General features: G+C 61.5%; 9 protein-coding genes. 7 read left to right on the forward strand and 2 right to left on the reverse strand.

Annotation, left to right across the window (positions count from 1 at the left end):
- The first annotated feature begins 210 nt into the window (after nucleotides 1-210).
- Nucleotides 211-1,749 carry a GNAT family N-acetyltransferase gene (locus ACYVM5_RS01490; protein ID WP_460617431.1) on the forward strand — a complete coding sequence of 513 codons (1,539 nt, stop codon included), beginning with the start codon at nucleotides 211-213 and terminating at the stop codon, nucleotides 1,747-1,749.
- Between the two features lie 27 nt (nucleotides 1,750-1,776).
- Nucleotides 1,777-2,904 (forward strand): serine hydrolase domain-containing protein, encoded by a 1,128-nt coding sequence (locus ACYVM5_RS01495; protein WP_460616410.1) that lies wholly within the window; start codon nucleotides 1,777-1,779, stop codon nucleotides 2,902-2,904.
- Nucleotides 2,905-2,928: 24 nt separating this feature from the next.
- Here the strand turns inward: ACYVM5_RS01495 and ACYVM5_RS01500 are convergent, their stop codons facing one another.
- Nucleotides 2,929-3,468: a GNAT family N-acetyltransferase gene (locus ACYVM5_RS01500; RefSeq protein ID WP_460616411.1), complete on the reverse strand. Its 540-nt coding sequence runs from the start codon at nucleotides 3,466-3,468 to the stop codon at nucleotides 2,929-2,931.
- Nucleotides 3,469-3,603: 135 nt separating this feature from the next.
- Here ACYVM5_RS01500 and ACYVM5_RS01505 point away from each other — a divergent pair, with 135 nt between their 5' ends.
- From ACYVM5_RS01505 to ACYVM5_RS01515, 3 genes are all read left to right on the forward strand, one after another.
- On the forward strand, nucleotides 3,604-4,317 hold the full coding sequence (locus ACYVM5_RS01505; RefSeq protein ID WP_460616412.1) for an SDR family oxidoreductase: 714 nt from the start codon (nucleotides 3,604-3,606) through the stop codon (nucleotides 4,315-4,317).
- A 282-nt stretch (nucleotides 4,318-4,599) separates the two neighbouring features.
- The gene (locus tag ACYVM5_RS01510) at nucleotides 4,600-6,573 is read left to right on the forward strand and encodes a DUF4394 domain-containing protein (RefSeq protein WP_460616413.1); all 1,974 of its coding nucleotides are present in this window, start codon (nucleotides 4,600-4,602) and stop codon (nucleotides 6,571-6,573) included.
- A gap of 225 nt (nucleotides 6,574-6,798) precedes the next feature.
- Entirely contained in the window at nucleotides 6,799-10,359 is a 3,561-nt protein-coding gene (locus ACYVM5_RS01515) for a M36 family metallopeptidase (protein ID WP_460616414.1), read from the forward strand.
- A 74-nt stretch (nucleotides 10,360-10,433) separates the two neighbouring features.
- Here ACYVM5_RS01515 and ACYVM5_RS01520 read toward each other — a convergent pair whose 3' ends face one another.
- Nucleotides 10,434-11,159, reverse strand: a complete 726-nt coding sequence (locus ACYVM5_RS01520; protein WP_460616415.1) for an RDD family protein — start codon at nucleotides 11,157-11,159, stop codon at nucleotides 10,434-10,436.
- Nucleotides 11,160-11,329: 170 nt separating this feature from the next.
- Here ACYVM5_RS01520 and ACYVM5_RS01525 point away from each other — a divergent pair, with 170 nt between their 5' ends.
- Together ACYVM5_RS01525 and ACYVM5_RS01530 are read left to right on the forward strand one after the other, a co-directional pair.
- Nucleotides 11,330-12,307, forward strand: coding sequence for a stage II sporulation protein M (locus tag ACYVM5_RS01525; protein ID WP_460616417.1), 978 nt, complete (start codon nucleotides 11,330-11,332; stop codon nucleotides 12,305-12,307).
- Between the two features lie 45 nt (nucleotides 12,308-12,352).
- Nucleotides 12,353-13,318: a hypothetical protein gene (locus ACYVM5_RS01530; RefSeq protein WP_460616418.1), complete on the forward strand. Its 966-nt coding sequence runs from the start codon at nucleotides 12,353-12,355 to the stop codon at nucleotides 13,316-13,318.
- Nucleotides 13,319-13,322 lie beyond the last annotated feature (4 nt).

Below are 13,322 nucleotides of genomic sequence, written 5' to 3' on the forward strand. Positions count from 1 at the left end.
TTCGATTTTATGGCAACTTCTTCCAACGGCAAATCTGCCGCGCCCACGGCCTCCAACGGCAAGGCCACGCCCGGCGGCGCGCACGCCAAAAAAGTGGGCAAGCCCGCCCCGGCCCTAGCGGCCGAGCGCCTCACGCCCACCGCCGTGCCGGCTCACAAGCTGGTGCTGCGCACACTGCGCCGCTCCGATTTCAAGGCCATCAAGGACATCATGGACCAGGTATATTCCAACATGGAAGGCGCGTGGTCGGCCGACGAGTTCAGCGCCCTCATCCGCAAGTTTCCGGAGGGCCAGATTGGTATTGAGGACAACGGCCGGCTGGTGGCCGCCGCCCTGGCCATCATTGTGGACTACGACAAGTACGGCGATAAGCACACCTACGCCAAGATTACGGGCAACGGCAAATTTGACACCCACGATTCGGACGGCGATACGCTCTACGGCGTCGACGTTTTCGTGGACCCCGAATACCGCAGCCTGCGCCTGGGCCGCCGCCTCTACGATGCCCGCAAAGAGCTGTGCGAAAACCTGAACCTGCGCGCCATGGTGGCCGGCGGCCGCATTCCCGGCTACGCCCAGTATGCCAACGAGATGACGCCAGCCAAATACGTGGAAAAGGTGCGCAACAAGGAGCTCACCGACCCCATCCTCACGTTCCAGCTCTCGAACGATTTCTACGTGCGTAAAATCATTCGCGGTTACCTGCCTTACGACTCGGAATCAAAGGCTTACGCCACGCTGCTGGAATGGATTAACGTGTACTACGAGGAGACGGAAAAGCTCATCGGCAACACGAAGTCCAACGTTCGCATCGGCATTGTGCAGTGGCAAATGCGCGCCACCCGCTCGCTGGAAGATTTACTGCAGCAAATCGAATTCTTCGTGGACACCGTGAGCGGCTACAAGGCTGACTGTGTGATGTTTCCGGAGTTTTTCAACGCCCCGCTCATGGCTCTCACCAACGAGGACTCTCCTGCCGTGGCCATCCGGGCCATGGCGGCCTTTACCGAGCCCATCAAGGCCAAGATGATGGAGTTGGCCGTGAGCTACAACATCAACATCGTAGCCGGCTCGATGCCGGTTTATCTGGATGAGAAGCTGCACAACGTGGCCTTCCTATGCCGCCGCGATGGCACTGTGGATGAGCAATATAAGCTACACGTGACGCCCGACGAAGCCAGCTACTGGGGCATGCGCGGCGGCGATAAGCTGAAGTGTTTCGACACGGATTTTGGCAAAATCGGCATTTTGGTGTGCTACGACGTGGAATTCCCGGAACTTTCGCGCATGCTGAGCGACGAGGGCATGAAAATTCTGTTCGTGCCTTTCTGGACCGACACCAAAAACGCCTACCAGCGCGTGCGCCTCTGCGCCCAGGCCCGCGCCATTGAGAATGAGTGCTACGTGGCCATCACCGGCTCGGTGGGCAACCTGCCGCGCGTTGAGAACATGGACATTCAGTATTCGCAGTCAGCCGTGTTCAGCCCGTCGGACTTTGCCTTCCCGCACGATGCCATCGTGGCCGAAGCCACCCCGAACACGGAGATGACGCTCATTGCCGACCTCGACCTGGACCTGCTCAAGGACCTGAATACCAGCGGGGCGGTGCGCAACCTGCGCGACCGTCGCAAGGACCTGTACTCGGTGAGCTGGGTGAAGAAAACCGAGCGCGACGACGAACTGCTGGCCCAGGGCGAGGAGCGCCTGCCTAAAACCAGCTCGCGCCGCAAGGCCATTGCGGCGGGGTAGTGCCACCGTTTCGGCAACTCGCTTCTGATGAAGGAGACAGCAGCCCCTACTGCTGTCTCCTTTTTTATTATACTCCCTGTGATGAAGGCAATTTACTTATTCATTACCCTATTAGTCATCAACTTGCATGCGCGAGGCCAGGCGAGCAAAGCCTACGCGGACAGCGTGCGGCAGGCGTATCACATCCCCGAGCTGGCCTATGCCGTGGTGTCCGCCGATTCGGTTTTGGAGATGCAGACTTTGGGGGTGCAGCGGGTGAATACGGACTTTCAGGCGCGTCCCACTGACCGGTTCCACATTGGCTCGAATACCAAGGCCATTACCGCCTTTCTGGCGGCGGTACTCGTCGAGCAGGGGAAAATAACCTGGGATACGCCCTTTCTGGACCTGTTTCCGGAGTTGAAACCGACCAGCCGAGCTTGCTACCGGCGCATCACGTTGCAGAATCTGCTCACCTTCCGGGGCAAGTTACCAGCTTACACCTACACGTTTGAGCAGCCCACCCAGGCGCAAATCACCGGCGACAATGCCAGCCAGCGGCTATTACTGGCCAAATACTTTCTTGCCCAACCGCCAATGAAGGCCCAAAACGGGCTCACCCCGTCCAATGCCGACTACATTCTGGCGGGCCTGATGCTGGAAAAAGCCTCAGGAAAATCGTACAAAGAGTTGGTAACGAGCTGTGGAAAAGCCTATGGCATCGACTTTGGCTTTGATTATCCTAACCTGGTTAACCCGTTGCAACCGTGGGGACACAACCCCGATGGCCTGCCCCTGCCGCCCGCTGACAATTACAAGCTGAACTGGCTGCTAAGCGCCGGCAATATCAACGTAGCGCTGATTGATTACTTGAAATTCATCAAGTTGCAGTTGAAAGGCCTGAAGGGCGAAGCAGCCATTTTGCCGCCGGCTACCTTTGAAAAACTGTTGTTCGGAATGCCGGTTTTTTCCTTCGGCTGGTTCAATAAAACTGATGCCGACACCCACCACCATGTGGCTTATAATGAGGGTAATGCAGGAGCATTCACCACCCAGGTGCAGCTCATCAAAGAAGCCGACCGGGCGTTCATCCTCTTCACCAATTCTGCCACCAGCGAAACGGCAGCGGGAATGGCCATTTTGCAAACCTATTTACAGGCAAAATACGGCCGCTAGCCAAAGTCCGGCCCTATATCTATCTCAATCATCATTGTTGGTCAGCAACTTATAATACACCGCCGTGGCGTGCGGCTGCCCATCAAAATTGATAAAATAAGCCGGGATAGCGCCCACAAAATGGTAGCCCATCGATTGGTAGAGCTGCTCGGCAATGTCACCCTGGCGGGTATCAAGCACTAGCGTGGTGCGGCCAAGGGTGCGGGCGTGGTCCTCTACAGCCGCCAGCAGTTGCCGGGCCAGACCCTGGCGGCGCGCCCGCCGGTGCACCAGTAGCTTCGATACTTCGGCGCGCAGCAGGGAGTTGGGGCGGGTGGCCAGGTCGAGCTGCACGGTGGCGAGGAGGCCATCGGAACCGGGCTGGCGGGCTACCAGCAGCACGCGGTGCCCGTCCTCAACGGCTTTGATAACACTCTGCCAGTAGTCCTGACTTTCGACGGCAGGCAGTGGCGGCAGGAAGCCGACGGAAGCGCCGGAGTCGACGGCATCGTGCAGCAGCTCGTGGAGTTGGGGTAGCAGCGCCCGGGCGTCGACCGGGCTGAGGGAGGTGATAAGCGGGGTCATAAGGGGCGCAAGAAAACAATTCGGACAGAAACAGGCGGCTAAACGGGCTACTCCTGTGGCGGGATGGGCTTTTGTACGTAAACTGCGCATTCGTTTGCCTTACTGCTCTTCTCACTTACTTCTGTAGAACATCATATGCGCGCTTTCATCACCGGAGCCAACCGGGGCCTGGGCCTCGAACTTACCCGCCAGTACCTGGAGCGCGGCGACCAGGTATTCGCCGCCAGCCGGCAGCCCGCCCAGGCCGCCGAGCTGCAATCGCTGAAGCAACAGTACGCCGACCGCCTCGTGCTGCTGCCCCTCGATGTGACCGATGCGGCTTCCATCGCGGCGGCCGTGCAAACCGTGCAGGCCGCCACCGACGGCCTCGATGTGCTCATCAACAACGCCGGGGTGTACCCGCACGCGGGCTCCGGCGACGCCCACCAGCGCCTGGGCCAGCTCACCCACGACGACGCCATGGAAACCATGCAGGTGAATGCCATTGGGCCGCTGCTGGTGTCGCAGGCGCTGCTGCCGCTGCTGCGCGCCGGGCGCAAGGGGCGCATTCTCAGCATCTCGTCGGGCCAGGGCTCGCTGACGTGGAAAGCCACCGGCGACCCCTACCACTACAGCGCCAGCAAGGCCGCCCTGAACATGTACATGCGCAGCCTGGCGGCCGAAATCGGCCACATGGGCCTGATTTCGGTGCTGGTAGACCCGGGCTGGATGCGCACCGACATGGGCGGCGACCACGCCACCCAGGAGCCCGCCGACTCGGCTCGTGGCATCATTCGCATGGCCGAGCAGCTGCATGCCGAGGAAAACGGCAGCTTCGTGACCTGGCAGGGCAAGCCCGTGCCGTGGTAGCCGCTAAAGGCGCAGCACTGATTCAGAGCCACAACTACGCGGCTTTGGCCTGAAGCAGAGGCCCCGTTGGTAAGACGCGGCTAATTACACCGTTGCATTTCGCCCCCTACTGCCCGCCTGCGGGTGGTGGGGGCTTTTCGTTTTGGGTGATTTGGGGAGTGCGACAGAGTGGACTTTTACGCGGTAACTACCTGAATTAAAATGCCATTAAAATCAATCTGCATTGAGTTGGCCTTCGTAACTCAATGCAGTTCATCAAATCTTCACAAAACACCTATTGTCATGCAACACCGTTCTACTTCGCAATGGCTGGCAGCAGCTACAGCCGGGCTTTTATTGCTGAATGCTGCACCAAGCCACGCCCAAACGGTTTTCGGCCTGCAAACTTCGGCCACCGCTACCAGCCTGGTTACCTTTCAGGCCACGGCCCCGGGTACGTACACGGCCACTACTGCCATCACCGGGCTGGGCACCGGCCAAACCCTGGTGGGCTTGGATAGCCGCCCCAATACCGGCCAGCTGTTTGCACTGGGCTATGCTGCGGCCACCACGCAGGTGCAGCTCTACACCGTGAACGTGACCACCGGCGCGCTCACGGCCGTGGGCTCGCTCCTCACCCTCAACCTGGGCACTAATACTGCCCGCATCGGCTTTGATTTTAACCCGACTGTGGACCGTATTCGGGTGACGGGCTCCAACAACACCAACTTCCGCCTGAACCCCACCAACGGAGCCCTGGCCGCCACCGATACCAACCTGGCCTACGCCACCACCGACCCCAACGCCGCCCAAACGCCCGGCATCGGGGCTGTGGCCTACACCAACAGCTACATCGGGACTTCGGCCACCACGCTCTACAACGTGGACGAAGCCAACTCCCGCCTGACCACCCAAAACCCGCCCAACAACGGCACCCTGAACACGGTGGGCGCACTGGGCTTCGCAAACTTTGGCAGTTCCGACCTGGATATCTACTTCAATACCAGCACAGGCACTAACGTAGCCTACCTCACGGCACTACCCAATGTGACGCCAGGCACCACCAACAGTAGCCTCTACACCGTCAATCTCGCCACGGGTGCCACTACGCTGGTGGGGGCCATAGGCGGCAACCTCACGCCGCCGGTCACAGACATTGCCCTGCAAATCACGCGCACGGTGCCGGCCACCGTGACCGGCAACCTGGCCTACGCTCTGTCGGGCACCAACCTGCTAACCTTTGATACGGCGCTACCGGGCACCATTCGCACCTCGCTGGGCATCACGGGCGTGGCCGCTACCCAAACCCTGGTGGGCCTGGACGTGCGGCCCTTCACCAATACGCTTTTCGCGCTGGGCTACGATGCGGCGCTGGCCACGCCCGGGCTGAATGCGCAGGTGTATTCGATAAGCGCGGTAACGGGTGTGGCCACACCCATTGGCTCGGCTATTCGGCTAGAGCTGGGCACGGGCAAAGTTGGTTTCGACTTCAACCCGACGGTGGACCGCATTCGCGTCACGTCGTCTAACCGCGCCAACTACCGCCTCAACCCCAACGATGGCACCATTGCCGCCACCGATACCCAGCTGGCCTACGCCACCACCGATGTCAATTCCGCTGCCACGCCCAACATCGGGGCTGTGGCCTACACCAACAGCGTGGCCGGCCCCCTTGCCACCGCCACCACCCTCTACAACTACGACCTGAGCCTGAACATCCTCACCACCCAAAACCCACCCAACAACGGCACCCTGAACACGGTGGGCACCTCGGGCATCACGGCCAACGCCACGGCTTCCAGTCTGGATATGGATATTTACTCGCCGGTGGCCGGCACCAACACAGCCTACCTGGTAGCGAACCCCGGCACCACCGCCAACACCAACCTTTACACCGTGAACCTAACCACGGGCGCCACCACGCTGGTGGGAGCCATTGGAAATGGCCTGGCAGCCCGCGACATAGCCGTGGCAGGCCCGGCTGGGGTGAATACGGCCGTGCGCGACCGCACCGACCTGGCCGCGGGGCTGAGCCTCTACCCCAACCCCACCAATGGCCGCACTGCGCTGGGCTTCAATCTGGCCCGCCCCGGCCGGGTCGAATTAAGCGTGGTTGATGCCCTGGGCCGTCGTGTGGCTACTGTGCCTGCGGTGATGCTGCCGGCCGGTCCGCAGGAGCTGCGCTGGGAAGCCGGCACTGCCAAGCCCGGCCTGTATCTGATGCGCCTCATAGTGGATGGCCAGCCCGCCGCCACCCGCCAGCTGGTTGTAGAATAGACCTGCTCAACAGCTTAGCTACTCTCACAGACTTACCTAAGAAAGCCTCGCCGGAATTATTTGGCGGGGCTTTCCTTATTTCCGGGTATCAAATCCTTCTCAAAAAGAACAAGTTTTAGACATTTAAGGACAATGGTTTGCCTGCCATCATCGGGGAACCCCTTGAATGTTGTACTTTTAGTTTTCCGAGCTTCATAACGTTTCATCACTACCTATTTCTTGCCCGTGAGTAAACCTTTTACCTTTCAAAAGCTAAGCTTGGCCCTGCTCGGCCTGCTGCCGCTGTCTGCGCTGCACGCGCAGTCCCTTGCCCCCCAACAGGCCATGGAAAAGGCCCTGGCCGTGCGCAGCCAGTGGGCTGGCCCCGGCTTCGCGCCCGCCGACCTACGCATGAGCAGCGCCTACGCCGATGCCAACGGTCTGGAGCACATGTACGTGCAGCAGCTGTACCAGGGAATTCCGGTGTTTAACAAGATTCAGTCGCTGGCCTTCGTGGGCAGCCGCTTGGCCTCGCATACCGGGGCATTTGTGTCGGCCAAGCAGTTTGCCGGTGTGTCCGCCACGCCAGCCATCACGGCTGCAGTGGCCGTGAGCCGCGCGCTGCAACACCTGGAGCGGCCATTCGCCGCTACCCCGCTCCGCCTCACGGAAGAGAATGGCCCCGAAGCCCGCCAGACCTTCGCCGCCAGCGGCGTGGCCCGGCACGACATTGTGGCCAGCCTGACCTGGGCATTTGATGAGGCCGGCAAGGCCCACCTGACCTGGAACGTGAACATCGACCTGCTCGGCTCGCCCGACTGGTGGAACGTGCGGATAGATGCTGCCTCCGGGGCCTTCGTGAGCAAGGATAACTGGACCGTGAGCGAGGCCGCCGCCCCCCACGCCCGGCCCGCTACTACGGCCGCAAAAGGCGCAGTAGCCGCAGTTGCAAAGACTGCACAGCTTCTGCCCCCGCCGCCTACTACCACCTCGTCATCCTTCCTGGTAATTCCTTTCCCTCGGGAGCGGCCTACCGCCACCAATGGCCTGCAGACCGATACCGACCCGTGGCTGAAAGCCGGGGCCACCAACAACGCCACCACCTACGGCTGGAATTTCGACGGCACTACTAACTATGCCTTCACGCGGGGCAACAACGTGGCGGCCTACGACGACGCCGCTAATACCAACGCGCCGGGCAACTACGCCAACTCGCAAACGACCGCGCCAGCTCTCAGCTTCAACTACACGCCCGACTTCACCCTCGCTCCCGGCGGCACCACCAACCGCAACGCGGCCGTGGTGAACCTGTTCTACTGGAACAACATCATCCACGACATTACCTATCAGTACGGCTTCACGGAGGCCGCCGGCAACTTCCAGGCCGATAACCTGGGCCGGGGCGGCAACGGCAACGACTACGTGAAAGCTGAAGCCCAGGACGGCCTCGGCACTAACAATGCCAACTTCAGCACGCCGGCCGACGGCAGCAGCGGCCGCATGCAGATGTACCTCTGGAGTGCCGCTACCCCGTCTTACTCGCTGATAGTAACGGCCCCCAGCACCGTGGCCGGCAGCTATCCGGCCGTTGAAGGTGGCTTCAGCACCAACAACAGCCTTGCCACGCTGGGTCCCATCTCGGGGCAGCTGGCACTGTACAACGACGCGGGTAACCAAGGCTGCGTGGCAACCACCGCCACGGCGCTTACCGGCAAAATCGCGTTGATTTACCGGGGCAACTGTAATTTCTCGGTGAAAGTGAAAAACGCCCAGCTGGCCGGTGCCACAGCTGCCATTGTGATAAACAATGTGGCCGGTGCTCCTTCGGTAATGGGTGGTAGCGACAATACGGTTACCATTCCTTCGGTGATGATTTCGCAGGCCGATGGTGCCGCTCTGGTAGCCCAGATTACCAACAACATCCAAGTAACGCTGCCCCGTGCGGCGGCTCCCGGCCCAATGCTGGATGGTGACTTCGACAACGGCGTGATGGTGCACGAGTACGGCCACGGCGTGAGCACCCGCCTCACGGGCGGCCCCGCCAACAGCAGCTGCCTCAACAACGCCGAGCAAGGCGGCGAAGGCTGGAGCGACTACCTGGCGCTGATGCTGACCACCGACTGGACCACGGCGGCCCTATCCGACGGCCCCAACGCCCGCCCCGTGGGCACCTACGCCGGTGGCCAGACGGCCACCGGCAGCGGCATCCGCCGCTACCCCTACTCCACCAACCTCACGGTAAACCCGCTGACGTACGCCAACGTGGCCACCAACCCCGAAGTACACGCCATTGGCGAAATCTGGTGCGCGACGCTGTGGGATATGACCTGGAACATCATTCAGCAGCGCGGCCGCATCGAGCCCAACCTGTATAATGGCGCCGCCAACGGCGGCAACAACATTGCCATGCAGCTGGTGTTGCAAGGCATGAAGCTCCAGCCCTGCCAGCCTGGCTTCCTCGACGCCCGCGACGCCATCCTGGCTGCCGATTCGCTGCTCTACCAGGGCCAGTACCACTGCACCATCTGGAACGCGTTTGCCCGCCGCGGCATGGGCTACAGCGCCGTGGAAGGCTCTTCGGGAAGCGCCACCGACCAAACGGCAGCTTTCGACATGCCGCCGCCCGTGACGCTGCAAAAAGTGACGCCGCTGGTTTCCGGCAACACGTTTAGCAACGAGTACAAGCTGGCCTGCAATTGCAGCGTGCCTACAGCCCCTTACACCCTCACCGACGAGCTGCCCACGGGCATGCAGTTTGTGAGCAGCACCACGGGCGGCACGCTCGTAGGCAACAAGGTCACGTTCAGCAACATTACGTTCACGGCTCCGGGCCAGACGCGCACACTGCGCTTCCTGGGCCAGGCCGCGGCCGCCAGCTCCTGCGCCCCGGTTACGCCCGTCAACGACAACCGGGAGGCCAACACGGCGGGCGGTTTCGCTGCTCAGCCCATCACCGGCACTTCCACTTGGGCTACCAGCACCGCACACGCCAACAGCGGCACCACCTCGTGGTGGGCAACGGCCCCGGCCATCCCCACCGATTTCGTGCTGACCTCGACCCCGTTCACGCCCACGGGCCTGTCGGTGCTCTCGTTCTACCACTATTTCGACTTTGAGGGCAGCTACGACGGCGGCACCGTGGAAATATCTACCAACAACGGCACCACCTGGCAGAACCCGGCTACCCTCTGGATTCAGAATGGCTACAACAGCACCTTCGATGCCAGCACCACGGCCCCCGGCCAGAAATGCTTCTCGGGCCGGAGCGTGACGGGTACCGCCGGCTTCATCCGTTCGGCGCTCGACCTGCGCTCCTTCGCGGGCATGCCGATGCTCGTGCGCTTCCGCACCCGCACCGACAACGGCAGCCCCGGCACTTTCGAGGGCTGGTTCGTTGACGATATCCAGGTTATCAATGGCTGCGGCGGCAATCAGGTTGTGGAGCTGCGCAACGGTTCCAACGCCCTGCAAAGCACGCAATCGGTGACGACCTACCTGCTGCCCAACGGGGTATCGGCCCAGAAAGCCAGTTTGGCCCAGGCCAGCGAGTTCACGGCCCAGCCCAACCCCTTTGGCGCGCAGGGCCTGCAGCTCCGCCTGAACCTGCCTTCGGCCCAGCCCAAGATGGACCTCGACCTCTATGACGTGGCCGGCCGCCTGCTGCTGCACCGCACCGTAGACCGTGTGGCCGCTGGCACCAGCACCCTCACTTGGAACGAAGCCGCCGCCCTGCGCGCCGGCCTCTACCTGGTGCGCCTGCAACTGCCCGACGGCAGCGCCACCATGCTGCGCGTAGAGCGGGAATAACCGCCGGTTAGCCCCACACAAAAAAGGCCCGCTGAAATTCAGCGGGCCTTTTTTATGGAATTTATTTCCTAGGCTTAAACGGAACCGTGCACCGCCAGGTGAGCGTGGTCGCGTAGAATGGTTTTCAAAAAAGGACCGTCCTGCAAACTGGTCTGAATGCCGGTGATGGCTTTCACCTTGTTCGCCACCTCATTCAGCAAAAGGTAATTTTCCTGCTTGCTGCCGTGGTATAGCAGCTTGCGAATGAGCGCCACGTCGTGGTCGGACAGCGCGGCGGCCTGCGTAAATACTGGCTGGTAGCCCGCGATGGCCGCCACCTCCCCGGCCAGAGGCGTGGCGTAGCTGGGCCGCTTTTTGAGGCTGATGACGGTGGTGCCAGCTGCGAGGTCGCCCAGGCGCTGCCCCCGGCCGTTGAGCAGGATGGTAATCAGGGCCACCACGCCCGAGGTGGCCACAATTTCGATGGGCCGCAGCAGCCAGCGCAGCAGGTAGTCGCCGAGGCCGGCGCGGGTGCCGTCCAGCCGCACCACGCGCAGGCCAAGGGCTTTTTTGCCCAGCGTCTGGCCGTTGAAAAACACCTCGCAGGCCAGCATGTAGAAAGTGGTGGGCAGCAGGGGTATCACCTGGCCCGCCCGGCCGCCGGGGCTGAGGTGGTACTCGCCGTTGAGTACGCTCCAGGCGATAAACCACACGAAATACAGGCCGTAGTCGATAAGCGAGGCCAGGATGCGGTCGCCAGCGCTGGCAATTTCATACTCCAGGGAAACGTTTTGGGTGGTCTGAATGCGAATGGTACTCATGAGCGGGCCGATAGTAGCAGGATAATGTGGGGGCCAGGATTCGGCCGCGAAAAGTACGGCAAACCCAGGCATATAACCAGCCAGGCAGCGCACGCCGCCGGGCCTCTTTTTTTCTGATATTCTGCTACTATCGCCGCTTTTGCTACCTTTAAGGTCCTATTCCACGCCCCATGCGCGAAGCCCTTTTCCTGCGGCAAAACCAAGCCCGCTGGCAGCAATACGAAACCACGCCCGCCACTAATCCCGACGAGCTGGCCGCCCGCTTCGTAGCCCTGACCGATGACCTGGCCTACGCCCAAACCTTCTACCCGGAGTCGCCCACCACGGCCTACCTCAACACGCTCACGGGCAAGCTGCACCAAGCCATCTACAAGAACAAAGCCGAGGCCCGGGGCCGTTTCGGCCACTTCTGGGCGCGTGAACTGCCGCTGGTGGTGAGCCGCCACCAGGGCGTGCTGGCCTGGACGCTGCTATTTTTTGTGCTGTGCACGGCCTTGGGCGCCCTCTCAGCGGCGTATGACGACACCTTCGTGCGCAGCATTCTCGGCGACGGCTACGTGAACCAGACGCTGGAAAACATTCACCGGGGCGACCCGATGGCCATTTACAAGAGCGACGAGGAAACGTCGATGTTCCTCTTCATCACCTTCAACAACATCAAGGTGGCACTCACGGCTTTTGCCATGGGCATCACAGCGGGGCTGGGCACGGGCGTGGCCCTGTTCTACAACGGACTGATGCTGGGGTCGTTCCAGTATTTTTTCTACAAGCAGCACGTTCTGGCTGCTTCGGTGCTCACCATCTGGATTCACGGCACGCTGGAGATTTCGGCCATTGTACTGGCCGGCGGCGCGGGCTTTGTCATGGCCCGGGGCATCCTGTTTCCGGGCACGCACAGCCGGGCCGAGTCGTTCCGGCACGCGGCCCGCGAGGGCGGTAAGCTGGCGCTGGGGCTGGTACCCATTTTCATGCTGGCCGGCTTTCTGGAAAGCTTTGTGACGCGCCACACCGAGATGCCGGTGGCGGCCAGCGTGGCCATTATCGGCGGCTCGGCGGCGTTCATTCTGTGGTACTTCGGCTGGTATCCGTGGCGGCTGCGGCGGCAGGGCGCGGTGCTGGCCGTACCACCAGCGGCAGTGGGCCGCTAGGCCGGTCATCCTGGGTTTTATTTCCTCCTTTTCATTCTTTTCATGATGCGCTTACCTTTTACCCAGGAATCTGATTTTCGCCAGCAGCGGGATTTTGGCCAGAAGTTCTCGGCCACGTTTGAATTCATCGGCGCCCACTGGCGGGGCCTGGGGCGGGCCTTGCTCTACATTGTGCTGCCGGCGGCGCTGCTGCGGGGCGTGGCGGCCGCCGTGCTGCAACAGCAGATGCTGCAGGAAACGCTGGGTGCGGTGCGCTCCGGCACCCGCTACTCGCCCAACACGGCCGCGCTGGAGCAACTAGCCCTGATGGGCCGCATGACGGGCACGCCCTTGTACTGGCTCAACATATCCGTCAGCTTTGCTTTTGCTACACTGCTGGTGCTCACCGTGTACAGCTACGTGAAGCTCTGCATGCACCCCGCCCCTACGGACAAGCCTATCATGCCGGGCGAGGTGTGGCAGGGAGTGAAGGAGCATTTTCTGGGCTCGTTCCTCTCCTATTTCGGACTGGCGATATTGATTATAATTGGCTTCTTCCTGCTCGCGATACCGGGCATTTACTTGTCCGTCGCGTTCAGCCTGTTTTTTGTGGTGAAGGTGATGGAAGGCAGTGGCTTCGGCGCCACGCTGAGCCGCTGCCTGCAGCTGATTAAGGGCAAGTGGTGGTCGACTTTTGGCCTGCTATTCATCATGTTGTTTATGCTCGGGATTTTGTTTGCGGTGGTGGGGGCCATGGCGGGCGGCCTCACGCTGGGCATGGCGCGCGGCGCGCTGGGCACCGACGGCGCCAACCCAAACTTCAGCGTGCTGCTCATTGTGCTTACCACGCTCGGCGGGGTGCTCAACCTGTTGATTTACCCGCCCATCCTGCTGGCCATTGCCTTCCAGTACTTTAACCTAGTGGAGCGCCGTGACGGCATCGGCCTGCGCCACATGGTGGACCAGCTTGGTCGGCCCCCCGTCCCCGTTCACAACACCGACTACCGGCCTGATGACGAAGGAGAATACTAGCTTT

This window comes from Hymenobacter ruber (assembly GCF_054783255.1).